At 39.0% G+C, this 26,894-nt stretch carries 28 protein-coding genes and 1 tRNA gene; 19 read left to right on the forward strand and 10 right to left on the reverse strand.

Annotated elements, in window-relative coordinates; genetic code table 11:
- Positions 1–91: 91 nt before the first annotated feature.
- Positions 92–1,381, forward strand: a complete 1,290-nt coding sequence (locus ABH09_RS12715; RefSeq protein ID WP_253714687.1) for a restriction endonuclease subunit S — start codon at positions 92–94, stop codon at positions 1,379–1,381.
- A gap of 58 nt (positions 1,382–1,439) precedes the next feature.
- Entirely contained in the window at positions 1,440–2,114 is a 675-nt protein-coding gene (locus ABH09_RS12720) for a restriction endonuclease subunit S (protein WP_253714688.1), read from the forward strand.
- A gap of 18 nt (positions 2,115–2,132) precedes the next feature.
- Here ABH09_RS12720 and ABH09_RS12725 read toward each other — a convergent pair whose 3' ends face one another.
- The 4 genes from ABH09_RS12725 to ABH09_RS12740 form a co-directional block, all read right to left on the reverse strand.
- Complete coding sequence (locus ABH09_RS12725; protein ID WP_371922162.1) at positions 2,133–3,044, reverse strand: radical SAM mobile pair protein B; 912 nt, start codon at positions 3,042–3,044, stop codon at positions 2,133–2,135.
- Between the two features lie 234 nt (positions 3,045–3,278).
- Positions 3,279–3,842, reverse strand: a complete 564-nt coding sequence (locus tag ABH09_RS12730; protein WP_253714690.1) for a YbhB/YbcL family Raf kinase inhibitor-like protein — start codon at positions 3,840–3,842, stop codon at positions 3,279–3,281.
- A gap of 425 nt (positions 3,843–4,267) precedes the next feature.
- Positions 4,268–4,864 carry a CDP-diacylglycerol--glycerol-3-phosphate 3-phosphatidyltransferase gene (gene pgsA, locus ABH09_RS12735; RefSeq protein ID WP_253714691.1) on the reverse strand — a complete coding sequence of 199 codons (597 nt, stop codon included), beginning with the start codon at positions 4,862–4,864 and terminating at the stop codon, positions 4,268–4,270.
- A gap of 159 nt (positions 4,865–5,023) precedes the next feature.
- Entirely contained in the window at positions 5,024–5,800 is a 777-nt protein-coding gene (locus ABH09_RS12740) for a BamJ family beta-barrel-assembly machinery protein (protein ID WP_253714692.1), read from the reverse strand.
- 91 nt (positions 5,801–5,891) lie between these two features.
- Between ABH09_RS12740 and ABH09_RS12745 the strand changes: the two genes are divergently transcribed.
- The 10 genes from ABH09_RS12745 to efp all read left to right on the forward strand — a co-directional run bounded on the left by ABH09_RS12745 (position 5,892) and on the right by efp (position 13,376).
- A complete protein-coding gene (locus ABH09_RS12745) occupies positions 5,892–6,326 on the forward strand; it encodes a hypothetical protein (protein ID WP_253714693.1) in 435 nt (144 codons plus the stop codon).
- A 180-nt stretch (positions 6,327–6,506) separates the two neighbouring features.
- Positions 6,507–7,442: a helix-turn-helix transcriptional regulator gene (locus ABH09_RS12750; protein ID WP_253714694.1), complete on the forward strand. Its 936-nt coding sequence runs from the start codon at positions 6,507–6,509 to the stop codon at positions 7,440–7,442.
- A 36-nt stretch (positions 7,443–7,478) separates the two neighbouring features.
- Positions 7,479–7,892, forward strand: a complete 414-nt coding sequence (locus tag ABH09_RS12755; RefSeq protein WP_253714695.1) for a DUF3784 domain-containing protein — start codon at positions 7,479–7,481, stop codon at positions 7,890–7,892.
- 99 nt (positions 7,893–7,991) lie between these two features.
- Positions 7,992–8,780, forward strand: coding sequence for an ABC transporter permease (locus ABH09_RS12760; protein WP_253715792.1), 789 nt, complete (start codon positions 7,992–7,994; stop codon positions 8,778–8,780).
- Complete coding sequence (locus tag ABH09_RS12765; RefSeq protein WP_253714696.1) at positions 8,761–9,783, forward strand: ABC transporter ATP-binding protein; 1,023 nt, start codon at positions 8,761–8,763, stop codon at positions 9,781–9,783. Before ABH09_RS12760 ends, ABH09_RS12765 begins: the two co-directional genes overlap by 20 nt.
- Positions 9,784–9,823: 40 nt before the next feature.
- Positions 9,824–10,615, forward strand: coding sequence for an ABC transporter permease (locus ABH09_RS12770; protein WP_253714697.1), 792 nt, complete (start codon positions 9,824–9,826; stop codon positions 10,613–10,615).
- 115 nt (positions 10,616–10,730) lie between these two features.
- On the forward strand, positions 10,731–11,333 hold the full coding sequence (locus ABH09_RS12775) for a TetR/AcrR family transcriptional regulator (protein WP_253714698.1): 603 nt from the start codon (positions 10,731–10,733) through the stop codon (positions 11,331–11,333).
- Between the two features lie 18 nt (positions 11,334–11,351).
- On the forward strand, positions 11,352–12,125 hold the full coding sequence (locus tag ABH09_RS12780; RefSeq protein WP_253714699.1) for an EFR1 family ferrodoxin: 774 nt from the start codon (positions 11,352–11,354) through the stop codon (positions 12,123–12,125).
- Complete coding sequence (locus ABH09_RS12785) at positions 12,122–12,559, forward strand: DUF2141 domain-containing protein (RefSeq protein WP_253714700.1); 438 nt, start codon at positions 12,122–12,124, stop codon at positions 12,557–12,559. The genes ABH09_RS12780 and ABH09_RS12785 overlap by 4 nt, the downstream gene beginning before the upstream one ends.
- A gap of 253 nt (positions 12,560–12,812) precedes the next feature.
- The gene (gene efp / locus ABH09_RS12790; RefSeq protein WP_162664678.1) at positions 12,813–13,376 is read left to right on the forward strand and encodes an elongation factor P; all 564 of its coding nucleotides are present in this window, start codon (positions 12,813–12,815) and stop codon (positions 13,374–13,376) included.
- 219 nt (positions 13,377–13,595) lie between these two features.
- On the opposite strand, the gene ABH09_RS12795 is transcribed toward efp, so the two are convergent.
- Together ABH09_RS12795 and ABH09_RS12800 are read right to left on the reverse strand one after the other, a co-directional pair.
- Positions 13,596–13,922, reverse strand: coding sequence for a type II toxin-antitoxin system RelE/ParE family toxin (locus ABH09_RS12795; RefSeq protein WP_162664679.1), 327 nt, complete (start codon positions 13,920–13,922; stop codon positions 13,596–13,598).
- Complete coding sequence (locus ABH09_RS12800) at positions 13,922–14,188, reverse strand: type II toxin-antitoxin system Phd/YefM family antitoxin (RefSeq protein ID WP_162664680.1); 267 nt, start codon at positions 14,186–14,188, stop codon at positions 13,922–13,924. Before ABH09_RS12800 ends, ABH09_RS12795 begins: the two co-directional genes overlap by 1 nt.
- A gap of 146 nt (positions 14,189–14,334) precedes the next feature.
- Here ABH09_RS12800 and ABH09_RS12805 point away from each other — a divergent pair, with 146 nt between their 5' ends.
- Together ABH09_RS12805 and ABH09_RS12810 are read left to right on the forward strand one after the other, a co-directional pair.
- Positions 14,335–14,997, forward strand: coding sequence for a hypothetical protein (locus tag ABH09_RS12805; RefSeq protein ID WP_253714701.1), 663 nt, complete (start codon positions 14,335–14,337; stop codon positions 14,995–14,997).
- Between the two features lie 179 nt (positions 14,998–15,176).
- A tRNA-Gly gene (locus ABH09_RS12810) sits at positions 15,177–15,248 on the forward strand.
- 10 nt (positions 15,249–15,258) lie between these two features.
- Here the strand turns inward: ABH09_RS12810 and ABH09_RS12815 are convergent.
- From ABH09_RS12815 to dnaN, 3 genes are read right to left on the reverse strand one after another with little or no spacing between them, the layout of a single operon-like run.
- Positions 15,259–15,723 carry a DciA family protein gene (locus ABH09_RS12815; RefSeq protein WP_253714702.1) on the reverse strand — a complete coding sequence of 155 codons (465 nt, stop codon included), beginning with the start codon at positions 15,721–15,723 and terminating at the stop codon, positions 15,259–15,261.
- Between the two features lie 25 nt (positions 15,724–15,748).
- A complete protein-coding gene (locus ABH09_RS12820) occupies positions 15,749–16,825 on the reverse strand; it encodes a DNA replication/repair protein RecF (protein WP_253714703.1) in 1,077 nt (358 codons plus the stop codon).
- A 5-nt stretch (positions 16,826–16,830) separates the two neighbouring features.
- Entirely contained in the window at positions 16,831–17,934 is a 1,104-nt protein-coding gene (gene dnaN / locus ABH09_RS12825) for a DNA polymerase III subunit beta (RefSeq protein WP_253714704.1), read from the reverse strand.
- 345 nt (positions 17,935–18,279) lie between these two features.
- Between dnaN and ABH09_RS12830 the strand changes: the two genes are divergently transcribed.
- The 5 genes from ABH09_RS12830 to ABH09_RS12850 all read left to right on the forward strand — a co-directional run bounded on the left by ABH09_RS12830 (position 18,280) and on the right by ABH09_RS12850 (position 25,366).
- Complete coding sequence (locus ABH09_RS12830; RefSeq protein WP_253714705.1) at positions 18,280–19,422, forward strand: N-acetylneuraminate synthase family protein; 1,143 nt, start codon at positions 18,280–18,282, stop codon at positions 19,420–19,422.
- Positions 19,422–19,847: a J domain-containing protein gene (locus ABH09_RS12835; RefSeq protein ID WP_253714706.1), complete on the forward strand. Its 426-nt coding sequence runs from the start codon at positions 19,422–19,424 to the stop codon at positions 19,845–19,847. The genes ABH09_RS12830 and ABH09_RS12835 overlap by 1 nt, the downstream gene beginning before the upstream one ends.
- On the forward strand, positions 19,844–21,868 hold the full coding sequence (locus ABH09_RS12840) for a hypothetical protein (RefSeq protein ID WP_253714707.1): 2,025 nt from the start codon (positions 19,844–19,846) through the stop codon (positions 21,866–21,868). Before ABH09_RS12835 ends, ABH09_RS12840 begins: the two co-directional genes overlap by 4 nt.
- A 113-nt stretch (positions 21,869–21,981) precedes the next feature.
- Entirely contained in the window at positions 21,982–23,841 is a 1,860-nt protein-coding gene (locus tag ABH09_RS12845) for a phosphotransferase (RefSeq protein ID WP_253714708.1), read from the forward strand.
- The gene (locus ABH09_RS12850) at positions 23,804–25,366 is read left to right on the forward strand and encodes a BCCT family transporter (RefSeq protein ID WP_253714709.1); all 1,563 of its coding nucleotides are present in this window, start codon (positions 23,804–23,806) and stop codon (positions 25,364–25,366) included. The genes ABH09_RS12845 and ABH09_RS12850 overlap by 38 nt, the downstream gene beginning before the upstream one ends.
- Positions 25,367–25,483: 117 nt before the next feature.
- Here ABH09_RS12850 and ABH09_RS12855 read toward each other — a convergent pair whose 3' ends face one another.
- Positions 25,484–26,671 (reverse strand): MalY/PatB family protein, encoded by a 1,188-nt coding sequence (locus ABH09_RS12855; protein WP_253714710.1) that lies wholly within the window; start codon positions 26,669–26,671, stop codon positions 25,484–25,486.
- Positions 26,672–26,894: the final 223 nt, after the last annotated feature.

Consider the following 26,894-nt stretch of genomic DNA (forward strand, 5'->3'; position numbering starts at 1 on the left):
CAGTAAAGAAAACTTAAAATTCGACAAATGGATTTCAAGTGTTAATCATTTGCCACTTACAAAGATATCTAACGTTTCAGATGGCAATCATATGGCAATTAGTGAAAAGTTTATAGAAAAGGGAATCCCGTATTATAGAGGGCAAAATATACATTCGTTTTTTATAGAGGATACAGATCCAATATGTATTGATGAAAAGACCTATTCATTATCTACTATGAAAAGATCCCATCTTAAAAAAGGTGATGTCTTATTATCTATTGTTGGAACTATAGGGGGAATTTCTCTCGTTACAACGGACAATAAAGCGACATGCAATTGCAAGTTGGCGATATTAAGAAAGAATGGAGAAGTAAACGAAAAATATCTTGCGATTTATCTTAGTTGTAGATATGGGCAAAGTCAGATTGAAAGATATATTAGAGGAGCAGTACAAAAAGGACTTATATTGGAAGATATGGATCAATTAAGTGTTCCTATTATGTCTTTTGATTTCCAAAATAAGATAGCAAGTTTAGTCATAGAAGCTAAAACAAAAAACGGATGTTCAAAAGAAAAATACAACCAAGCTGAAAATCTCCTTATTTCCGAACTGGGACTTGAGAATTTCAATCCGTCAAATGAAAAAGTATCCATTAAAACTTTGAAAGAAAGTTTTCTTAAAACAGGCAGGCTCGACAGTGAGTATTACCAACCTAAATATGAGATATTTGACGAAAAAATAAACAACATAGGCGTTGAAAAATTAGAAAATATTTGTAGCTTAATTAACTATGGAACTGTTCCGACAAGCCCATATATTAAAAATAACAAAAGTATTCCCTACATTAAGGGAATGAATTTGAAAAATTGTTTTATTGTAGGAGAGTTAGATGAAATAGAAAACACAGAAGAATTGCAGGATAAATTCTTTACAAAAGAAAATGATATTATCATTTCTCAGATGGGAACTGTTGGTGATATTGGATTGGTAACAAAAGAGCAAGAAAATTATTTATTCGCTTCATTTACAATTAGAGCAAGGTTAAATGATGAAAGATTTAATCCATATTTTGTAGGAGCATATATTCAAAATGTAGCAAAGGATTTTTACTTGTACAGAAATATTGCCCAAGCAAGTGTTAGACAAAATACAGATTTACCAACTATAAAAAATATGCCAATCCCACTTGTGAAAAAAGAAGTCCAAGACGAAATCGCAAGCTATATCAAGCAGAGTATGGAGTACTCAAAAAAAGCAAAAGAATTACTTGAAATTTCTACAAAAAGTGTTGAAATAGCTATTGACAAAAATGAACAGGCAGCACATAATTTCCTAGCCAGCAGCCAGCAGCCAGCAGCCAGCAGCCAGCAGCCAGCAGCCACTAATTGCCTACTATAACGAGCAAGCGAGCTACTATATCAACCTTGCAATCTTCAGACTTTATGAAGAAATCGGCTTGTTTGATAATCAAAAATCTGTAAATTATACTGTTAAAAATCTTAGAGATACATTCGCCGTGAGCGGAAGATTGGATAGCGAATACTATCAAGAAAAATATGACAGGCTATTTGAAAAACTGTCGGACAACAACTGTGATAAATTATCTAATCTTGTTACAATCAAAAAGTCGATTGAGCCGGGAAGCGAAAGCTATCAGACAAAAGGAACACCATTTATAAGAGTACAGGATTTAACTAAATTCGGTTTGACAGATACGAGTATTTACCTGTCAGAGAATGAATTCAAAGATTGTATTAGACCGAAGAAAGACACGATACTTTTATCTAAAGATGGAACTGTCGGCATAGCCTACAAGATGAATAAAAGCGAAGATATTATTACATCATCTGCCATACTACACATGGATATTAAAGATAAGAGAGTGCTACCTGATTATCTGGCATTGGTGCTAAATTCCGTAGCGGTAAAAATGCAAGCGGAAAAGGACGCAGGCGGTTCAATTATTAATCATTGGAAAAAGAGCGAAATAGAAAATGTAATAATTCCGATTATCGCAAAAGAAAAACAGGAGCAAATAAGCAAGCTGCTAATTGAAAGCGAGACTTTACGGAATGAAAGCAAGTCTATTTTAGAAAAGGCTGTTAAGTCGGTAGAAGCGGCAATTGGATAAACAAGCCTATTCTGCTATTCAAACAGTAGAGCCGATTGTAAGGTGTTTTCTCCACGCCGATTTTTTAATTTGCTCATGATAGAAATAATTGACAACAACAGGCGGCGCATCAAAGGGACGGTTCATACTATCATCATTTGTTGCATAGTCAAGCCCGATGTCTGCGGTAAAGGCTTGTAGTTTCGCCTCAAGCAGTTCCCAATAACTGCGGTCTCCGTCAGCGTATATACTTTGATAAAGCGGCAGCAAGTCAGGATAATTTTTTTCGATATAGTCCATGATCACCGGTTTATAGCTGCCGCGTAAATTGAGATTCTCAAGCCAGATTAAATGACACTGATTTTGGGCCCGTTTGATAATTGCTTCAACATCGGTAATACCGGGGAATATCGGAGAGATAAAACAGGTGGTGCGCACTCCCGCGCGGTAAAAAGTTTCCATTGCGGTAAGACGCCGGTCAATTGAAACGGCTTTATCCATATCTTGTTGAAAGCGGTTATCAAGTGTGTTAATTGACCATGAAACGCGAGCATTGGGGAAGCTCCGAATGATATCCAGATCGCGCAGCACTAAATCACTTTTTGTTGCAATACTGATTTTTGCCGCGCATCCTTTCAACTGTAAAAGCAAAGAGCGGGTGCGCTCATAGACTGCCTCTTCCGGATTATACGGATCGGTAACGGAACCGAAGAATAATTCTTTCCCTGCATATTTTTCAGGATGCTTTATCTCCGGCCAATCTTTAATATCTAAGAACGTTCCCCACGGTTCGGTATGTCTGGTAAAGCGCTTCATAAAAGAAGCATAACAATATTTGCACGCATGGGTACATCCGGTGTATGGATTAACAGAATAATCCGCTACAGGTAAATTTGATTTCGTTATAGCGCTGCGCACCGCAATGTGTTTGATAACAGGGGCAGCGTTCATCTCATCAAATTCCATCTTTGTGTTTTGCATATCGCCCATCGGTTACTCCGTTACTTGTCCATAGCCACTAGACCGCCTTACGCTTTATCTACACTTACCAGCTTCCGTACTCCGTCTTTAACACTAAGAGCTTGTGCATTATTGATAGCGCATAGTTCGATATTTGAGAATGACTGCATAATGTCTGTGGTAACTTTTTTGAATGGTGCGGTAAGATAGTACGGCCTGCTTTGGTCAGGGGTTATCCTTAGCACCGAACATACCCGTAAGTGAAGCCGCTCCGATTGCGTGCCCTTTAATCGCGGCCTTAAGCTCTTTTACGCTGCTGCCCGCCGGAAGAGTCAGATTCATATCGAGCGCATAGAGATAAAAAATATAGCGGTGCGCCCCGAACGGCGGTTGAGGTCCGTTGTAGCCGCTCGTACCCCAGCTTGTTTCGCCTTCGACGGCATCCGATGGCACATTACCTTCTCCGATCGACGTTGTTTGCGGCGGAATGTTCCACAGCGTCCAATGATAAAATCCGCCGGGAAGCGGCGCATCCGGATCGTGCACGATAATCGCAAGGCTCTTTGTACCCTCCGGTACACCGTCGATTTCGAGCAGAGGAATGTGATTCGCTCCGAGTTTTGCAAATTCTCGGGACATTTTTTCGCCGTCGGCAAAAGCCGTGCTTGTCAACTTCATAGAACCTCCTTCAGTAAGCGGCTTGATTTCGTCTTTACTTGAGCAGCTTCCACAGGAAATAACAATCAGCGCCGCCATAAACGGCAGCATTTTTGGATAGATATGTTTCATATCGATATTTTATAGCAAAGCCGTTTTAAGTCAATAAGTCCGATGGCTGCTTCGGGTACACGCATCAGGCTGTTTTTAATAGTCTTACACATTGATCAGTGTTGGGCAAAAACTGAGTTCCGCAAAGAAGAGCACGCCGTACAGGAAGGCAGCGCAGCGTGGGAAACGTACCCTGTGCAGTATTTAGATTTTAATACGGGACAGTATGATAAAGCTCGAGGGCTCATAAGCCGGCTTCGTGCGTAACCTTGTAGGGTGAATGCGTTTCTATCCAGCTTTTATTCCGTTCCGCAACAGCGCGTGGTCATCGCAAAGAATGATATTGTGAATCATGCAGACATTCTACCAAAAAAGAATGGTGAGTTATAGGGAGTTTAGTTCCGAAAAAGTTAGGAAAGTATCCCGCCAACGCTTTCTTATATTCTTTATTTCTCCTTCTGCAAGGCACGGATACTCTTCCTATATGATACAAGGTAGTCGATAAACGAGCAAACCGACAATAAGGCAGCGACCCAGTAAATACCTTTGTTAATAATAATCATCATATCGGTAACGGATTTTTCCGCAAGCGAAAATACAATCAGCAGTTCAATCAGCAGCGTAAAACCTTCAGCAAGAATATAGCATACCGTTTTAGTCTTGCCACCTTTTTTCGCACCGATGGTAATACCATTCCCTCGTGCAAGCATCCGTAAAAATAAAATATTTAATTCGCGATATAAAATAATGATAAAAACAGGCAGCGGCACATAACCTGACAGCATAAACGCCAACAACACCGTCAGATTTGCAAATACATCCGCAAAAGGGTCGAATAACTTACCGAAATCGCTCACTTGCTTCAACTTACGGGCGTAGTATCCATCTAAAAAATCGGTAAACTCCATGTAAATAAACAGCGGTATAAGAATAAGCATTACTGTTTGTTCCGATATTCCTACATAACGCGGAAGATAATAGATACAAATAAAAAGAGGAGCTGCGACCATTCTCGTTGCAGTAAAAAAATTTGCGATGTTCATAGTTTAAGTATCCAACATTAATTCGGTTTTATCAACTTGTATTCTTCTTATACCAAGTTTTTCTATTATTGATTATCGGCAGCAATACTGAAAAAAAAAGCCGCTCGATACCAAGTAATACCTTTGATATCGGGCGGCTCTTTTCGTAATTTTTTACGCTTACTTTGCCGGTTTTTCAGCTGCAGGGGGTAGGATTTCCAATAATTCAACTTCAAAAACTAACGTTGAATTAGGCGGAATAACCTGCGAAACACCGCGTTCTCCATAAGCAATTTTAGAGGGGATATAAAGCTTATATTTTGAACCGACTTTCATCAGCTGTAAACCTTCCGTCCAACCCGGAATAACGGCATTTAACGGAAATTCAACGGGATTCCCACGGTCGTAGGAGCTGTCGAAAACCGTACCGTCAAGTAATGTTCCTTTATAATGTACTTTTACCGTGTCGGTTGGCAAAGGTAAGGGTCCGGTTCCTTCGGTAATAACTTCGTATTGCAGGCCGCTTTCGGTTGTCTTTACACCGTCATTTTTTGCATTTTTTTCAAGAAATTCTGTTTCTTTTGCCAAGTTTTCCGCTGCCTCTTTTTTATGAGCAGCTTCGCTTGCCCGCTGTAATACCTTCTGTGCAGCAGCAACATCTACTTCTTTGTTCTTTTCGACATCCTTTAAACCTTTCACCAATTCACCGTAATCGACATCCAGTTTAAAGTCTTTAAGCGATGTTCCCATCATAACACCAAACGCATACCCGACTTCTTTTTTCGTCGGAGGAGGAAGCTCTTTTCCTTCCTCTGTTTTTGTTTCTTCCGCGTTAGTGCCTGCTGCCGGAGCAGCAGTCTCGGCTGTCGATTGCTTTTTACAGCTTACTGTAAAAGAAAATACAAGAAGTGCCGCAGCAATAGCCGCAGCAATAATCGATAGAATCTTTTTGTTCATTTTTCACATCCATAAATAATAAAATTAGGTTTTATGACGATACTAACAATAACTAAAAAAGTCAATGTTTTATGGTAGAAATGGAGAAAAAATGCGGCTACTTATTGTTTGTATTATATATGCTATCGCAGTCACGGTTCTCGGTTCAATTGCCGTCAAAACCTTTTTAAATATAAAAACGAAAAATGACCCGCTGCAGCGGCAGTACTTTTTTACCGCACTTATCTTCTTATTTCTCTTCATCATTTCTTTTATTGCAATCCTTTTAAAGCTGAAAGGCGATATACTTATCGGCAACGGCTCAGGTTCAGATATCTTTATAGGGTATTCCGATAAAACCGGCTATGGTCTTATTGGTTTTATCATCTTAATTATCCTTGGAATAGCAGCAATCGTCTTATTTGATCGGTTCTTCCTCAAACGGAGATCAAAAACCGAGCAAGAATACCGCACACGTCGAAAATTAGCAATCGCTATCGTCATAATTCTGATAGGAACGGTCGCAGCACTGAAATTGATTTGGTAATAAGCACGGTTTTATTCGTACGGAGGATTTTATACCGCCGTTTTTCTACCGCCACGGATGGCGGTGGCTCCATACAGTAGCGATGTTTTGGTATATCCACAACATCGCAATCAAAACTATACACGGATGTATGGTTTTGACAAAGGCTCCGCGCCGAGGATGTTGATTGAAATTTTATCTATGAAACTGGAACGGCTTCTTGAAATAATTATCTATTTATTAAATCATGAAAAAGTCTCTGCAAAATACTTAGCCGAGTATTTTAAGGTATCGGTGAGGACTATTCAGCGCGATATGGCGAGTATCGCTGAAGCCGGTATACCGGTGTATACATTAGGCGGAAGGTACGGCGGTTATGCCGTTTTAGAACATTATAAAATAAAAAACCTCACCATCAAAAACAGCGAACAGCAAATCATTGTCAATGCGTTGGAAAGCCTTGCAACGTCATACACAAACGAGAGCTTAAACTCTTTAATCAAAAAATACAATGCAATTATCGAAAAAGGAGACGGGCAAAAAGTCTTTTGGGATTTTAGTGTTACAAAAGAAAATAAAAAAGTACAAGATTTCAATCTGCTGTTGGAAAAAGCTATAAGCGATAAAAAATATATCGTATTCGATTACCGTAATTCAGAAGGAAAAAGTTCGCATATTTGTGCGGAACCGCTTGCCATTCATTACAAATGGTATGCGTGGTATTTGTTTACATACCTTAAAGAAACAAAAGAGTATCGAACTTTTAAAGTTGCACGGATTCAAACGCTTGCCATCTCAAAAGAAACTGCCGCTGCAAATCACGGCGATATACAGCAGAGGATGAGAGAAGCCGAACTTGCGTATTACAAGACCTGCATTGATATAGAAATCGTTTTTTCCAAAACGGAAATTCCACTCATCGAAGAGTATTTTCCCGACTCCGTTATCGAAACGCTGCCGTCTCAAAAATATAAAACCCATATCCGTGTTCCTGCAAAAGAACGGTTGTGGAAGGCCTTACTCCTCAGCTTCGGGAATGCAGTTACCGTCGTATCTCCAAAAGATTATCAAGCGGAACTTGTAAAAACAGCAAAAAGTTTTTTAGCTAATTACGATAATACTCAATTTTGCTTATGAAATGAATAAACACGCTAACGTGCTCGGAGGTGCTTTATGTTATATATTATTTTACTATTAATGTTCCTTTCATTCGCCGGCGGCGGTATTATAATTAGAGAATTAAAAGCATACGACTTAATAGCGGGGTACAATACTATGCCGGATGAAGAAAAGGCACAATATGATATTGAATCGGTCGCAAATCAGTTAGGTATACTATTATATTTTTTTGCGTTATTAGCTGCGATTGTAATGATATTGTTTTATTTTGCTCACCTTTCTTTACCAATGAAAGAGCTAATAATGTTTTGCTATGTAGCAATTATTTTGTTTATACTAGGTATAGCTATGTTGGTATTTAATAAAAAAAATATTCGTAAAATTCTTCCGGTTTTCATTATTTACAATGTTGTTATGATAGCATCATTAATACCGGCTTTCTTGAAGCTGGTAAAAAAACTTTTGTAAAAAAATGTAATTTTTTTATCCAATTACGACAGATAGCTGTCGCTGTTCCGTGATAGTGTCCGTTATAACTTATTTTAGGCGGATAGGATACACTGTTTGATGAAAAGATATCTTCCACTATTAAAAACCTATTTTAAAGGTTCCCTTATGAATCTACTGGAATATAAGTTTGATTTTATAAGCGGCGGCACCTTTGAGCTTGTATGGCTTTTTATGTATATCATTTTTATAGACACGATTTTTATTCATACCAACACGATAAACGGGTGGGATAAGTATCAAATGCTGATGTTGACTTTTCAGGGCGGATTGACGGATTCTGTGTTTACTTTTGCGATAGTACCGGGATTAAAAAGACTGCCCGAAATGATCAATACCGGCACCTTTGATTTTATATTATTAAAACCGTTAAATCCGCGCTTTAATATTTCATGCCATGCATTCGACATTCCGCAAATAAAAAACATCGCCATCAACACTATTGGTTTGATATATTGCCTTATACAATTGAATATTCCTATCACACCGTTAAAAGGAGTGATGTATATTCTGCTTTCAATGAATGGCCTTTTTTTAATTTATTCGATTATGTTTATATTGATGAATCTTGCCTTTTGGTTTATGCGGATGGATATTGTTATGGGGATAGGCTCGGAATTAATTACTATTGGAAATAAACCGATGCAGATATATCCGAAAGTGATTCAAAAAATTCTAACCTTTGTTATTCCCTTGTTTGTTTGCTTTAATTTCCCTGTTCTGTTCATCGTTAAACAATTATCTGTATGCGCTATTTTCTATGCTTTTATCTTAAATGTACTATTTTTGTTATTATCAAATTTTATTTTTAAAAAAGGAGTAAAGCGTTATGTCGAATCAGGCAGTTAGAAGCGAAAAGATTATTGTTGCAGAAAATATTTGCAAAAGTTATACGTATTACAAAAAAGAGGCAGGGCTGAAAGGCAGTATTAAAAACTTGTTTAAACGTGAAAAATTGTATAAGCCTGCGGTAAAAAATCTTTCTTTTCAAATTAATCAGGGCTCGATAACGGGGTTAATCGGTTTAAACGGCGCAGGAAAAACGACGACCCTGAAAATGCTATCCGGTTTAATACTTCCGACGACAGGAAATCTGAGTGTCTTGCAGCATAATCCCTTTGAAAAGAAAAAAGAGTATCTGCGGCAAATTTCGATGGTGATGGGGAATAAAAGTCAACTTTGGTGGGATCTGCCCGCCATCGATTCTTTTGAACTTAATAAAACAATTTATGAAATTGAAGAGGCCGAGTATCAAAAAACGCTGCACACAATGATTGAAATACTCAGTGTAGAAAAACAGGTAAATGTTCAGGTGAGGCGGCTGTCGTTGGGGGAGCGGATGAAGATGGAATTGATAGCGGCTTTAATTCATAAACCGAAACTCATTTTCCTTGATGAACCCACAATAGGCCTTGATGTCATTACGCAATACAACATACGGGATTTTTTAAAGCACTATTGCAGTACGTATCATGCGACGCTTATATTAACAAGTCATAATTTTAACGATATTGTTTCCCTTTGCAGCGAATTGATTTTGATAAATAACGGAGAAAAGATATACTCGGATTCTTTTATTAATTTTAAAAACACCTTTCTCAATCAAAAATATTTTATCCTCAAATTAAAATTTCCGGCAGCTGAAAAAATAATAACCATGCTTCAACAAAAAGGAGTCGGCACTGCAGAAAAAACAGCTGACGATACGGTAAAAATTTCTGCGGATTCAACTGAAAGTTTAGATATACTAAAAAATATTTCCAATGAGTTTATTGAAGATTTAAGCGATATTACCATTGAAAATATATCCATGGAAGACGTTATCAGAAAATTGTACAAAGCAGACGAGTGATTTTTATGCCACTATTTTTAATTCACTATAGGAAAAAATTATGAATATCTATTATAAAATTTTTAAGATAAGCTTAGCAAATCAATTGGAATACAGAGCTAATTTTATTTCAGGATTTTTGTTTTCGCTCGTTCCTTTTACCGTTAATGTCTTATTGTGGCTTGCCGTTACTGCTCAGAGCAACACCATTCCTCTTGAAGCAAGCGGAATAGTGTCGTATTACTTTTTAACATTAATTACATACAATATTACTTCGACGACTTCCGTATTCAAAATTTCAGATGATATAAGACTCGGTTCTCTCAATCAATATCTGATAAAACCGTATAACTATGCATTGTATCAACTTGCCGTCGATTTACCGTATCGTTTTGTTTTTATTGTTATGAATGCCCTTCCAATTACGGTTTTATATTTTGTGCTGCACAGGTATTTTATATTTATGTTGTCCGTATGGAAGATTGTCTTTTTTGCAGCTTTTTTAGTTACAGGGTATCTTATCAACTTTTTAATTGATTTTTTGATAGCGCTCTATAGTTTTTATTTTTCTCGAGTTTCTTCACTGTATACCTCAATACGGGTACTTAAAAATATTTCCGCCGGCATTATTTTCCCGCTCGTTCTTTTACCAAAATCCGTATTTACCTTTTTAAAAAACCTCCCCTTTGCCTTTATTTCGCATATTCCGGTAAGTCTTTTACTTGATGATATGCCGATACATACTGCTCTCTTTTCTTTATGCAAAGCATTCGGCTGGATAACAATCCTTGGTATATCGTGTAGAACGGTGTGGAAAAGAGGGATGAAAGTCTATTCTGCCTATGGAGGATAGCGGATTTCAGGAACAATTTATCATATATCTCTTCAATATTGATACTCTAATCTTGACATTGTAAAGATTTTTAGCTATCATCTTAACAATGTCAAGATTAGAGAGGAAGGTGTTTATGTGTGAATCGAATCTGCCGTATCATCGCAAGGATCTAAAAAATCTATTAATTGAAAAGGGTATCGAGATCGTCAATACCGAAGGCTTGCAATCTTTTTCGCTAAGAAAAGCTGCCGCAGCTTGCAAAGTCAGCCATACTGCTCCCTACAGTCATTTTCACAACAAAGAAGAATTACTTAATGCGATGCAGCTGCATATCACCAAGCGTTTTTCAAAAGCACTCAAAACGGCTATCAGTGAAAATAAAGATACTGCCGGATTGTTAAAAAATCTAGGTATAGCCTATGTTTCTTTTTTTATTGAAAATCCCGCCTATTTTCAGTTTTTATATTCCAAATCCGATATAAAGGTGGATTTAACGTTATCTATACCAGATGAGGAAAATTATAGCCCTTATATTCTGTATAAAAATAACGTTCTGTCATTACTCAAGCAAAATAAATATCCGAAGGAAAAACAAAATGATATTTTAATAACAATATGGGCTTTTATACACGGGCTTACAGCGTTGGCGACAATGAAAAATGTCTACTACGACAAAAACTGGAAAGAAAAAATCATCGATTTTATGGATTTACTTGAACCGTCTTTTTTAAAATAACGGCGCATGGAATAGTATATGAACGGAATTTATTTCAGTGGAACGGGCAATACAAAATATTGCATGGAAGTATTGACAAAAACGACAAATGGCAAAGCTGTCAGTATAGAAGCACCCGAAGCGCTCGAAGTCTTACGCATATCGAATGAAATTGCACTGGGTTACCCCATTTATTTTAGCGATATTCCGCGTATTGTAAAAACATTTATTTTTGAACATGCCGATATGTTTTGCGGAAAGCACGTTTTTGTTATTGCGACGATGGGACTTTTCAGCGGCGATGGAGCGGGCATTGCAGCACGGCTGCTTCAAAAATACGGAGCCGTCATTATAGGAGGTCTACACATACGTATGCCGGACTGTATTGCCGATGTAAAACTATTGAAAAAAAAGCCGGATGAAAATACCGCACTCATATCGGCAGCGCAAAAAAAGATTATACAAACGGCGGAATGTATAAAACACGGAATATACCCAAAAAACGGTTTATCTTTTTTACACAGAATTGTAGGTCTGTTCGGACAACGCCTATGGTTTAAACGACATGCAAAAAAACTGAGCGAACGGCTCAAAGTCCGAATGGAGCGCTGCATCGGCTGCGGAATATGCGCGGCAAATTGCCCTTCAAAATCATTATATATCGAAAACAATAAAGCTGTATTTTATCCCGGAAACTGCACAATATGTTACCGGTGCATAAACAACTGCCCTGCAAAGGCGATCACACTTATAGGTACGGATGTATTCGAACAATGCCGTTTTGAAAATTATATAAAGGAAGATATACTATGAAAAAAATATTTACTATATTTTTCTGTATGACGTTTCTCGGTTTGGTGTATTCCCAAACAACACAGAACGAAGCGCTTTATGACGTAGAAATCGTCATCACCGATATAACAGAAGATTCGGGAACGTTAGTTATAAGTATTCATAATTCGGCTGAAAGTTTCAACAAACGGCTTCCATATCAAACCGTTAAGCTAACGGCATATAAAGAAAAAGCGGTTTATCACATACAACTAAAAAGCGGTGATTACGCTTTTTGTGTTTACCATGATATCAACAACGATGGAAAATTAAACACAAATGCAATAGGTATACCAAAAGAGCCGTTCGGATTCAGTAATTATAACGGAAAAGGCTTCCCTGGAAATTTCAAAAAACATAAAGTTTTTATAGGAGATGCAATGACAATAAAGATCCCTTTGGTTAAACTGAATTAAATATCGCTTTTTATTCAATACGAAGTTGATATACGAATCTTGTATAAGTTAAAAAAAACTGATATGATTTTTCATTCGGTATATTCAAAAAGATTATTTGTGAAACAAGTCTGTTTATTAAATAAATCATTATACAATAACGATTTATAAAATTTCAGACAGTTCAGAAAAGAAAACCCTTTTAAATTATCACTTTTTGAACTTTCGTTCACGCAGTTTTTGAAATACTAATTTATTTTATATGAGGTGAAATATGATTAGAGGCGGAGATATTGCAAAAGGCACGGTGTTATTACACAAAGGTAGTCCGTATTTAGTGGTCGAACGGGAATTTGTAAATCCCGGAAAGGGAGCTGCGTTTGCACGTGTTAAGATGAAGAATTTAAAAGATGGAGCTGTTTTAACTCAAACAATAAAAACAGCCGATACGGTAGAAGACGCAACAGTAGATACACACAAAGGACAGTATCAATATGAAGACGGGGAAAGCTACCTCTTTATGGACACTGAAAGCTATGACCAAATTTCGGTTCCTTCAGACATCATAAATGATAAAAAATATTATCTGCGGGAAGGTGATGAATACGAAATCCTTATTTGGGAAGGCAACCCTATCGATGTAAAAATTCCAGCAAAAATGGTGTTTGAAGTTGCAGAAAGCGAAAACTATGTAAAGGGCGATACCGTTTCAGGAGCAACAAAGCCCATCACAACAGAAACAGGTCTTGTAGTTCGTGTTCCGCTCTTTATTAAACAGGGCGAAAAAATATTGGTCAACACTGAATCAAATGAATATCAAGAACGTATCAACTCATAACTACTTTCAAAATCAGCAGTTTTAATCAACACTTTAACGAAAAGCCCTTCACATATTTGAGGGGCTTTTTTATTCGTGCGGAGAGTTTAATATTCTATTGCTGTACAATATATGCTCTGTATCAAGGTTATTTATTTTTACAAGTTTCACAAATAGCATCCTAGAATGTTTCACGTGAAACATTTTATACGGGATTGGAAGAAAATACGAACAGATACATTAATCAAAATCATTTTTCTGTCCGTATTCCCTTTTTGTATACCTTGCGTAGATAATACGAGCAACAGTTACTATACGTTTTTCCTCATTCACCCAATAAAAGACAAAATAATTTTTTACGAGTAATTTACGATATTCATGAAAAAGAGCTTTTACTGATCTGTAATACCGTGAAGAATAAGGAATTTTAGCCAACAAATTAATTTTTTTAATAATTTCTTGTCCAAGATTTTCAGCTGCGGCAGGATTCTTTAAGTTACATGTAATATAATAAACGATTTCTTTTAAATCTTCTAATGCTAACGGTAAATATTCAATAGCATACATTATTCTTTCATTATCTTTTGAAATTCTCTAAGAACTTCTTTGGAAGAAAAACGTTGCCCTGTTAAAGCGGCTTGTTTTTCAGCCTCCTGCAATTTATAGTATACTTCACTTTCGAATTGCATAGTTTCAAATGCTTCCATACTCATAACCACCATATCACCATACCCGTTTTTTGTAAGAAATATCGGCTGTTGAGTCTGGTGTACTATTTTTGAAATATCGGCAAAATTATTACGCAAATCGGAAACAGGACGTATCGTTTTCATAAAACCTCAAGTATGTTATTTAGCATAATTATGATAATTATTCAAGTGTCCGGAACATTTTAAACTATCCACATAAATAAAATATTTCCCTTGACTTTTAAAAGAATAAAAATTATTATCAAAGAAGTTTCATATTAGGAGGATATATGAAAAAAATATTTTTTGTAGTAATGTTTGCACTTTTAGCAAGCTCACTGACCTTTGCAGCAGCAAAGGGTACCGGTAAAAAAAGTGCCGGCGGCGGTAACGGAAATGGAGGAATTGATAAAATAGGCGGATATGTAGGTTCCCCGTTTGGTTTATCCTATTCACATGAATTTAACGATTTAGTTGAATTGGATTTAGTTGCCGGTTACAGTGGTCTATGGCGTTATCACAGTTTAGATGTTCAGATTGGTGCACTTTTTACCGTATTTGATCCGGTAATTTCCGGACTTGGAGATCAACATTGTCCGTTATCGTTAGGACCGGTATTAGGCGGTAGTGTTGATTTTGTAAAGTATCCTGTTTTAAAAAAAACAGGCTCTGGTTATTTTCCATATAGCTATGTAAATGAAACTCTCGTAGGAGGTTCTGTATCTCTGTTACTGCCGGTTCGGTGGGAAATAAATTTCGGTAATATTCCTGATTTTAACCTTTTTATCGAATGGGCGCCTGTAGGTATTACCATGAGATTAGTACCATATAAAACTTTTGATTCATACACAGCATCAGAAGATATTGTCTATAAAAAAGGGGTTACAACAGCCTGGCATTATGATACACGCTTCGGTGTTGGCTTAAGATACCGTATTCCGAATAAAAAGTAAAAAGCTTAAATCACCATACCCTGATGTAAAGTATCGGGGTATTAAACCGTTCGCATGAATAGACCAGCAGTTTTTTTCTTAATAAAATTAACTGCTGGCTACCTAATATTCTTCATTAAAACTATAAAATCTTACATCTTGACGTACCACACCAATAAATGATATTCTTTAAAAGTTCTGCGGATGTCGTATAACGGCTATTACCCGAGCTTCCCAAGCTCGTGACGGGGGTCCGACTCCCCTCATCCGCTGTTATTTATTCTAATCTCTTTCGCTAATAGATATTCTCAATCTTTCAAAGGCTTTTTGTACTTCTTGCGGTAATTCTGTTTTGACAACATCATCAGTTTTTATAGACGTTTCCTGCTGTAGTGATAGTACGGCAGCTTTTTCAGTCACTCTTTGCTTATCGGGAACCGCTCTACCACTATTTTCAGTATTTCCAAACTGATGAGAAGTCTCATAATGCGATGAAACAATAACGGAAATGTTCTTAACATCCAGTTGAGGATATCTTTTTTGAAAATTTCGCAAAATATATTTCTTGTTTAATAAAACCTGCTGACTCCAACCGGGATGATCAACTTCAATAACCGCCGTTTGATGTTTAATATCAAGCAGCTTAGAATGAGCAGCTTGCTTTTCCCCGACAATAGACGCCCATGATGAATATACTTCCAATACCTTCGACTGCTCAAAAAGCCCTACCTTATCAAGATAGTTCATAATCAACTCGGAAAGCTTTTTTACGTCATTCTGCACGGAAGCTGCCCTCCGAGACAATATAGACACGGCTTTTTTCGCGTATGTAATTTTGATACGGTTCACCCGGAAGAAAAGTACAGATAAGCTGATCATAGCGAGGTAAATGCTCGGTAAAATTTTTTCGTTTTTCAGGATCAAGTTCCAAAAGAACATCATCCATCAGCAATACCGGCAACCGTTTCGTCTTTTCCGTATAAAAATATGCCTGAGCTGCTCTCAAGACAAGAGAGAGCAAGCGTTGTTGCCCCATCGAAGCGGTTTGTACAAATGGCTTTTTATTACGGATAAAGCGTATCTTATCGCGATGAGGCCCCGACATACTGGTATTCATGGTAAAATCAAGCTGCCGTTTTTCTATTAATGATATTAACACTTCATCAAAATTCGTTGATTTCCATGAAGGGCTGTAATCGATCATCACGGAATCTATCCCACCGATATTTTCATATAACGAAGAAAATATATTATTAAACGATTCAATAAGTGCACGACGTTTTTCTATAATTTGTATGCCTATAGGAATGAGCTGCGCATCAATAACGTCCAGTATTTCACTTTTTTTTTCTTTTAATACGAGGTTGCGTGATTTTAATAATTTTGTAAAGTTACGTAGAATATCAATATATGACGGATCATATAGAGAAAGAGATTGATCGATAAAAAAACGACGGCGTTCCGGCGCTCCTGTCGCAAAATCCAAATCATCATGGCAAAAGAGAATGCAAGGAATAGTTGAGATGAAATCTTTTCTGTCGTGAATTTTCTTTAAGTTTTTTTCTATGATTTTTTTTTTATCTTTTGAAATAATCGATATGCTATGGCTTCGCTCTTCGTTTTCTTTAAATAAGACACGGATACTATATTCATTCGTATTTTTTTTATATATTTCCGCTTCGTTTCTGGTTCTAAAGGAATTTCCATAAGCGGCAAGGTATAACGCTTCCAGTAGGTTTGTTTTACCTTGCCCATTTTGACCGACTAAAAAAACTTCAGGAGCGGAGAGGTCAATTGCCTTGTCCTCAAGGTTCCTGAAGTTGTAAAAAGAGATCGACAAAAACGGCACAAATACTACTCCATTTGCATCGGCATAATGATATGGAAGAAATGAGTATCTGTTTCCGGCCGTAACGTGATTGCACGCATCGGATCGGTAAATTCTATGCGGATATTTTCCGAACCGAGTACCTTGAGCGGTTCTTCAAGGTACATATAATTTAAGGCGATGGTTATTTCTTCACCTTCATATTTACAGGGAATTTCTTCGTTTGCCGTTCCAAGTTCATTTTCATTTGACGTGATGGAGAGCGTACCGGCAGAAATTTTTAAGAATATCCGTTTGGATTTTTGCTCTACAAGCAAGGCAACTCGTTTTAAGGCTTGTAGGAAATCATCGCAGTTAGTTTCAAAACAATGTGCTTGAGATTCGGGAATAACTCGTTCATAGTTCGGAAATTGACCGTCTATTAAAACTGAGGAAAAGTTATAAGCATTGAAGCGGAAGAATATGTTTTTTTCGCTTATTCCGATGGAAATCATGCCTTCTTCCGACGATCGTCGTTGTACAATAGAAAGAATTTTAGGAGGAATGATACTTCCTTTAAAATCAGGTAAAGCAATCCCAAAATCATGTTGAATAAATGCTAATCTTCTGCCGTCGGTAGCTGCAAAAATCAGATTGTTTTCTTTCTTTTCCATGTAGACACCGTTCATAAAGTAACGAGTTTCATCATCGGAAACAGCGAAAATCGTTTGAGTTATCATTTCTTTAAATTCTTTTGCAGGAACTTCGAAGAATTGAACATTTGAAGAATCCGTAAAAGGAGGAAAGTCGTTATCTGATATGGTTTTAAGGGAGAATTTCGCTTTTTTGCTGATGGATCGGATAATAAGTTTTTGATCTTTTTGTTCCGCTTCTATTTCGCCTGAAGGCATTGAAGCGATAATACTGGTGAATTTATCACAGAATACGGTTGTTGCGCCTTCTTCGGCAATATCGACGGGAATTTTTGTTTCAAAGGCTACTTTTATATCGGTTGCACGAATTGTTAAGCTGCCTTCTTTTGCTATAAGCAGGACATTTGATAATATGGATATTGCTGTCTTGTTTGAAATGATTTCTTGAGCAATAGCCATTTCTTTCAGTAAAACTTCTTTAGTAAATGTAAATTTCATGATTTCTCCTAAAAAGAGGTTATCTTTATTATAATATAAATTTAGTAATAGTAATAGTAGGCACTGTGAATTTCTTGATATTTAGGTTAAAGCATTGATTAACCGTTAGTTAGCGCTTGAATAATGATGTTTGAATTGTTCACAATTTGTATCATTATACACAGCTGAAAAAGATATACACAGTAGAATAGGTCTTATAAACAAGTTTTGCATCGATTATGCAGAGGTTATGAACAGTGGAGAAAATGAAGAATTGACTACCGGAATAGCTTGACTGAAAAGCTCTGCTACTGAAAATTTTTTGAGATATACAGAATTGTCGGTTTTTACTATACTAAGCTCAGTATGGTAAAAGCGTTTACGGTAGGAAAACACATATTTTCATCGCAAGAGCACGTGTTGATTATTGCGGAGATTGGAACAGGGCATAACGGCAGCTTGCAGAAGGCGAAAGAATTAGTAGCAGCTGCTAAAGAAAGCGGAGCAGATGCGGTTAAATTTCAGATTGTGTATGCAGATGAAATTTTGCATCCCGATACCGGCTTTGTGAATTTACCGACCGGAAGGATTCCCCTCTATGAACGCTTTAGAGAGCTGGAGTGCAGTATTGATTTTTACGGTGAATTGGCACAATACGCGCATAAACTTGGAATGCTTTTTTCCGCTTCGGCATTCGGACTTCGTTCCGCCGATGAATTGCGGCAGCTTAATCCGGCTTTTATAAAAATTGCGTCGCCGGAACTCAATCATTTTCCGCTGCTTGAGTGTGTTGCTTCATTCGGACTGCCGGTTATTCTTTCGACCGGTGTTTCTCGGCTTGGCGATATTGAACGTGCCATAAGCTGTTTGGAAAGTAACGGGTTACCTGCCGATATGCGGGCGTTGCTTCATTGCGTGACGGCGTATCCTGCGCCGGAAACGGATTATAATACGGCTGTGCTGCAATCCTTGTCGATGTTGTTTAATAGTCCTGTCGGTATCAGTGATCATTCTCTTGGTCCTGCTGCAGTTCCGATAGCGGGGTTATTGAGCGGCGCCTGTATTCTTGAAAAGCATATTTGTCTTTCCCGCAGCGATGTCGGTCTTGATGATCCTGTTGCGTTGGAACCCGCACAGTTTTTGCAAATGTCAAAAACTATAAGGGAATTAACCGGTAAGTCCGATGAAGATATTTTTAACGCAGCGCAGGCTTACGGTTATTCTAAGGATTTTCTACAGCGCATTATCGGTGACGGTGAAAAAAAACTTGCTGCTGCGGAAAAAGAGAATTACGGCAAAACAAATCGTTCGCTGCATTATATAAAAGATTTACAGAAAGGCACCGTGCTGAAAAATAGCGATATTGCCGTTTTACGAACTGAAAAGAATTTAACGGCCGGAGAGTCTCCTGAGTATTTACATTATTTTATCGGATCGGTTTTGCAGAAAGATGTTACCGGAGGTTCCGGCGCCGTATTTGATGATATTATAGAAAGGAAAATACGATAATGTCGGATTATTATGAAACCCTCGGCAGTTTGCTGCGTGATCGGCTCGGCACGGATGAGGATCCCTTTGAACAAGCGGTAGAAGGTCGACAAGGTAAATACCGAAGCGCCGGAAATAAAATCGAGCGGCGTGTTCCTAAAAAAAGGACATACAAAGAACCTGAACGAAAGGTTGAACCGATACGTGTGCCCGTTCCCGATGCTTTAACGGAAGATTTTGCCATTCTGCAAGTACTTCCGGGTGTTCCGCTTGACTATTGCAAAAAAGCATGGAAACACTTATTGAAAAAATATCATCCCGATGTCATTGCCGAGGAATCTGCACGGCAACAAGCTGCGTCCATTGTCCGAAGAATAAATCGTTCCTATAAGCGTATCGAAATATGGTTTTCAACCGGTAAGGTACAGGATTATGACAGTTTATGAGTTGCGTGCATAACTATTTATTTCAGAGAGTATTGTTACCGGCAGTACGTTTGTGTTGGGTATTCTTTTTTCTTCTTTTACCGGTGCAAGGTCTGATTGCAGAAAATATTTTTTATGAATTTGGGCCTAAAACGGATAAGGTCATTGTCTTTACCGCATCGGTAGGTAGTGATAATCAAGCTACTGCTATAACCCTGCAACTGCAAAAATATGCACAAAAATTATCCGCTGAGGCGCCGGATACCCATATCATTGTTGCTATTACGAAAAATGATATTTCCGAATTACCGGTTGACATTCCCGTAAAGCGGTACGAGGGGACTAAGGCGTTAATTCAGACTTTGATCACATATCCGAATGCCGCTGTATGTCTTGTTGCCCCCGATAAATCTGATAGCGCGCGGATTATTACGGGAACATCGAAAGGGACAACCCCTGCATGGTTTCTAAAAGCGGTATACGCTTCTTTGGAACAAAAAAATATTCCTATTGACTTTTATACTAACGCAGTTGTGTTTCACCGTCTCGGGTGGCTGCCTGATGACCCTGCTTTACGGCTCTATAATGAAGCGAATATTCCAGCAATAAAAATAGAAACCGGTGCGGATTTATCGGATTTTTTTTCTTCGGTTGCGCCTGCAGTTATTCAGAGTATGAGTAATGAATGGGATACTCATTATTTTGTTTTTAAACTGCATAAAAAGCTTGTTATCATCAACGAGCAGCATATAGTTATAACGCTTATCGTATCGTCAATACTCTTTTTATTATGGTTGATGTTTTTTAGCTTTTTATTCGGAAAAAAACGGGATCAACATGTAAAAGATTTATTTAAACTGTGGTGGATGCCGATCTATTTTTTCTTGGTCAATTGGCTCGGTTTTTTCTTAGGCTCCAAGATAACGGAAGCACTTTTTTATCTGCGTTTTTCGTCTGTGAGCGAACTGAGTTCATTTCCGTTGACGGCGCTATTGATTAAATATGTGTTTGCACTGTTTTTTATGTTTACCGTTACCGCATTTAATAAATTTATTCCGCTTCCGGCAAATCGTTTTATTTACGGATTTATTGCTCATGTCGTTTGTTTATTAAATATTTTTATTTTTTCTTTTTTTTACCTTTCGTTTTCAATCATCTTTATGGTCATTTATTTTGTTTCGGTGGCTGCCTATCATTTTAAAAATATCGTACTGCAAATTATATTTATTATGTGTCTTTTTTTACCACTTCTGCCGTTTGTGACGCATATTATTCTTTATCGTGAGTATATGTTTCATATCATATTTTTTATCAACCTTGCATCAGCCTGTATTTTTGTTCCGTTTGATCTGTTTTTAATCAGGCTTGGTCTTAGTATTGATAAGAAAAGAAAAATTACTAAGCCGTTTTTTAGGATACCGATTCAATGTAAGGTTATGGGCGGGCTGTTTCTCGTATTAATGCTTTGGGTATTCGTTATGCCGGCAACGAGGAACACCGTTCATAATCGCTGGATGTTAATTCAACACCTTAACGGTGATGAAAGCAGTGTTGTAAAAAAATATATCGATTCTCCGACGGAAGAAAAGATAATGGATTACACCCGCGGCAATACACAGGGTTCAGCGGAAACCGCGGATAGTTTTTTAACTGTTCGTACCTCATTTGAAAATTACTTTGAGCGTAGCATCGGGACTATTACCATTGATTCGCCGTTAAAAATTGAAGCTTTTTCCGTAACATTGAGCGCACTGAATGATATTGCAATTTTTGAATCCGATGTTCGATTTGAACAAAATGCTTCCGGGGATACGGCAACGTTTGTGTCTTCTCCTCGTCCGGGTTTTCCTGTTATTATTCATTTTTCCGGTAAAAAGGATGCTGCGCTTACACTTTCGGTTGTGGTGTGGTCAAATGATAATCCGTTTGAAATAAAGTTGCCTGTCGATAATTCCAAAGATGCTGCCGGTAAAACGGAAGCGATACCGTTCCTCTTAAAGATAGAGAAAACGCTGCATATTACGGCACAAGATAAGGGGTAAATAGCGTTGCAAAACTGCATTATCAGTCTTCTGATGCGATGCCGCTGCATTTTGTTCACTTTTGGCTACTGTTGCTATTGACAGTGAACAAAACCTAAAATATACTCCGTTACATGAAAAGACGGTACTTTCAGATTATCGAATTGATGAAAAAAAATCCGGCGATTACGCAACGAGATATTGCCGGAACGTTAAAAATATCGCTCGCGTATGTCAATCAAATTCTCTTTGCTATGGAACAGGACGGCCTTCTTAAAACGAACGGATTACCCGCCATCGGTAAAAGAGTTCTGACGATTAAAGCGCATACCGAATACGATTCATGTAAGGTTGATAATGCTATTATCATGGCGGCGGGTTTCGGTTCGCGGTTTATTCCACTCACCTATGCCATCCCTAAGGGGCTGCTGGAAGTGTTCGGCGAGCGGATGATTGAACGCCAGATCAAACAGCTGCAAGAAGTAGGCATTACCGATATTACCGTAGTCGTCGGCTACCTGAAAGACACCTTCGAGTATCTTATCGATAAATATAATGTAAAACTTGTGTATAATCCCGATTTTGAAAGCAAAAACAATCTTTCAACACTGTATCATGTCCGCGATAGGCTCAAAAATACGTATATTCTTTCCAGCGACAACTGGCTGCGGAAAAATATGTATCACGCGCATGAATACGATTCATGGTATTCGTCGGTCAAAATGAACGAGAAAACCAACGAATGGGTGCTGCAGCTCGGTTTACACGACAAGATAATGAAGGTAAAGGTCGGCGGCAGAAACGCATGGGTGATGTACGGGCCGGTCTATTTTTCGCACGCCTTTTCCGATGCTATTCGCCCGCTGATTGAAGATGCATATCACCGCGATGACACCGACGACTGGTACTGGGAAGACGTGTTGCGTCGTCACTTAAATACGCTGACGATGTTTGCTAATAAGCAGCCTGCTAATCAAGTATATGAATTTGAGTCACTGGAAGAGCTGCGCCAATTCGACACCTCATACATGGTTTCCACACAGAATAAATGGATGGAATTGATTTCCCGTGTGTTCGGAAAGCCTGAAATGCAGATTAAAAATTTGCGTCCGTTGCGGCTTGGGATGACCAATAAATCTTTTATATTCGAATTGAATAACAACAAATATATTTTCCGCATTCCGGGCGCCGGTACTGATATTCTTATCAATCGGAAACAGGAACATGCAGTGTATAAGGCGATTGAACCACTCGGTATCTCCGATAAGGTTATTTATTTTGACCAAACGACCGGCGTAAAAATCAGTCAGTTTGAAGAAAATATGCACATAGCGGATCCTCGCAATCCGAACGATTTGGAAGCGTGTATGTGGATAGCCCGTAAACTGCATACTTCCGGTATTACGGTGCGGCACCGTTTCGATTTTAGAGAGCGGATTAATTTTTATGAAAAACAGGCAGAAGCAAAGCATGGCATTCTGTTTTACGATTATGCCGAAGTCCGGGAAAAGATGAATGCCTTGCTTAATTTGCTCGACACGCTGAAAAAACCGGAAGCGCTGACTCATATCGATTTAATCTGCGATAATTTTATTATCAGCGACAGTGAGGTAAAACTGATCGACTGGGAATACGCCGCGATGTGCGATCCGCTAGCTGACCTTGCAATGTTTTCCATTTACTCTTACTTTTCCGAAGCTCAAATAAACGATCTCATGCATCGCTATTTCCGCCGCGATCCGGAAGGAGAAGAAAAACTGCGAGTCTATATCTATGTTGCGCTTGCAGGATTCTTATGGGCGCTGTGGACATGTTATAAACAAGCGCTGGGAGAAAATTTCGGTGAGTACGGGCTAAAGATGTACCGGTACGCAAAAGATTATTATAAACACGTTATGCAGCTACACGGTATACAAACAACAGAATTTTCAGATGAACAAAATAACGAGACAGCAAATGAACAAACACAATATGAGCACTCGGAAGCTCGATAAAAAGCACGGTTTCGGAGAAATCGATTGGGTTATTACGCTTTTACCGCTTGTCATTGTAAGCGGTATTGCGGCGTTATTGCTTACTTTTCCGCAGCAATCGATAAAGGTCATCGATACTTTATGGAACATTTTTGTCAATAAGCTTGGATTTTTCTATATACTTCTTGGCTTCGGCCTAGTGTGTACAGCGTTTTATCTTGCTTTTTCAAAATACGGAGCAATACGGTTAGGCAGCCTCGATAAACCACGCTATAGTAATTTTACATGGGGTTCCATGATCTTTACCTCTACGATGGCGGCCGATATTTTATACTGGTCGCTCATTGAGTGGGGATATTACTACACAGCATCACCGTTCGGGCAAACGGCGCTTACGGCAGCTGAACGGCAAGACTGGGCTGCGACGTATCCACTGTTCCACTGGGGCATTACTCCGTGGAGTTTCCATATCGTATGTGCTGTTGCGTTCGGTTATATGCTCCATGTACGGCAGCGGAAAAAGCAAAAACTTTCCGAAGCGTGCCGCCCCTTGTTCGGCAATAAAATCGACGGTATGCTCGGTACCGTCATCGATGTGTTTTCGGTCGTCGGTCTTTTAGCGGGAACCGCGACGACATTTTCGCTTGCAACGCCGCTTCTTTCGCTGGCAATTTCTACCATCTCCGGCATTCCGGAATCGCGGGAATTGACCTTAGTCGTACTTTGCATTATTGCAGCGGTATACACCGCGGCTGTACTGCTGGGGATAAAAGGGATTTCTCATCTGGCAAAGATTGCCGTGGTGTGTTTTTCAAGCCTCATTGTATTTGTGTTTTTGTTTAGCCCTAAGCTCTATATTATCGAAACAAGCATAACCGGCATCGGGAAGATGCTGCAAAACTTTATCTCGCTTTCTACATGGATGGATCCCTTGCGAATTTCAGGCGCAGACGGTGCAGGGTTCCCACAGCAGTGGACGATTTTTTATTGGGCATATTGGATTGCATGGTTTGTCGCAACGCCGTTTTTTATCGGGACAATCTCGGAAGGGCGGACGGTACGGAATACCGTACTAGGCGGACTTATATGCGGCATTGCGGGAACCTATTGCTCGTTCATCGTATTGGGGAATTACGGACTCCATTTGGAAACGCATGGATTGTTACCGGCAGCGGAACGACTCGCTGTGGGTATTGCACCTGCCGAGATTATTTTAAGCATTTTGGAAACGCTGCCGTTTGCGAAAGTCGGACTGGTGCTGCTCATCATCACGATGATTGCTCTTTATGCGAGCACTTTCGACGCGATTACGATGGTTATCGCTTCTTATTCGCAGCAGGAACTGGAAGGCCGTGAACCTAAAAAGAGCCTGCGGGCATTTTGGTCGGTTGTCTTTATCTTACTGCCGGCTGCACTCATCCTTACCGGTAGCAATCTCAGCCAGCTGCAAAGCTTATCGATTATCGCCGCCTTCCCGCTCGGTATCATTATGATCTGTATTATTGTAAGCTTTTTTAAAGATGCAAAGAACGGGAAGGCAGGGTAAACGCATCAGACTGTTTTTTTAATATCCCCGCGGAAAAATTGATTCTATTCGACCAGAGTTGTCCTGAACGGTAAGGCTGATTGACTTACATGCAGCCCATGCGTGATATAATTATTTTTACCGCTTCAAGTTCCGCAATGCGCGGCTCAGCCGTTCGAGGGTCTCGGTAATAATCGATGCAGGAGCTGCAAGGTTAATCCGTTCAAAACCGCGGCCTTCGTCACCGAAGATATATCCTTCATCTAAGAACACTTGCGCCGTTTGCGTCATAAAGGCTTCCAAAGCCTTATGTTCCATTCCCAGCGCCCTAAAATCGAGCCATTGCAGATACGTGCCTTCGATGAGCGGCGCTTTAATTTCGGGATGGTGCGTTTGGAAAAACTGCTGCACAATACGCTGATTGGCATCGATTACGGATAAAAATTCGTCGAGCCACGCCGCGCACTGTGTATAGCAAATTTCGCAGGCCTTATAGCTCAATGTCGTGAACAATGCTCCCGACCCAAGCTCTTGGGCATTTACAAAAGTTTTCCGCATATTCTCATTTTTAATGATGATATTGCTGATTCCCAAACCAGCGATGTTGAACGTCTTTGAAGGCGCGGTAAAAGTGATTGTCCGCTCTGCAAGATCGTCCCCTAACGATTGAAACACGGTGTGCGTATACCCCGGCATCACAATATCAAAATGAATTTCGTCCGAAAACAACAAAAGATCATTTTTTAACAGGATTTCTTCTATTTTGTGCAGCTCTTCTTTTGTCCACACTCTGCCGATAGGATTATGAGGAGAACAAAAGAGCAGGGCTTTATTCCGCGGATCCGCAGCGAGCCGTTCCAATGCTTCAAAATCAATCGTATAACGGCCGCCGTTTTCCTGCAACGAGCACGCGGCAACATTCCGTCCCTGCAAGCGTATTGCCCTAAAAAAAGGATAATACACCGGCGACAGCAGAATAACGCCGTCTCCCGGTTCGGTAAAAGCTCTGACTGCATTAAAAATCGCAGGTACGATACCCGCAGTCGGGACAATCCAATCAGGATTAATCGTCCAATTGTGCCGTGTCTTCATCCAATTTTGCACCGCCTCTTTATATGCAGCAGTCGGCCCTGTATAGCCCAACACGGCATTATCAAGATAGTGCTTGAGCCCTTCCGTTAATTCCGGCGGCATTTTAAATTCCATATCGGCAACCGAAAGCGGTACAACGGACGAATCGACGTGCGGGTTGACCTGATACATCGCATCCCATTTACGTGAACCTGAACCGGCTCTGTTTACCCTTGTTGTAAAATCATATTTCATAGAAAAGCCTCCTCTATAGGGCTGCCCAAAAACTTCAGTTTTGGATAGTTTCCCCTAAACCTATACTGGGAGCGCTTTTTATACAAGCCCTGCTTTCAGTGCGAAATTTCATAGGTATAAGGTGAGCGTCTACAATGGCGTCACTCACCTTAAAAATGCCAGATGTGTTTAGCCTAAAATTTCATATTGTCAAAAAAAGGAAAGTAGTAGTATAATAATCGTC

It is taken from the genome of Treponema sp. OMZ 803 (assembly GCF_024181165.1).
In the GTDB taxonomy this organism is placed as follows: Bacteria; Spirochaetota; Spirochaetia; order Treponematales; family Treponemataceae; genus Treponema.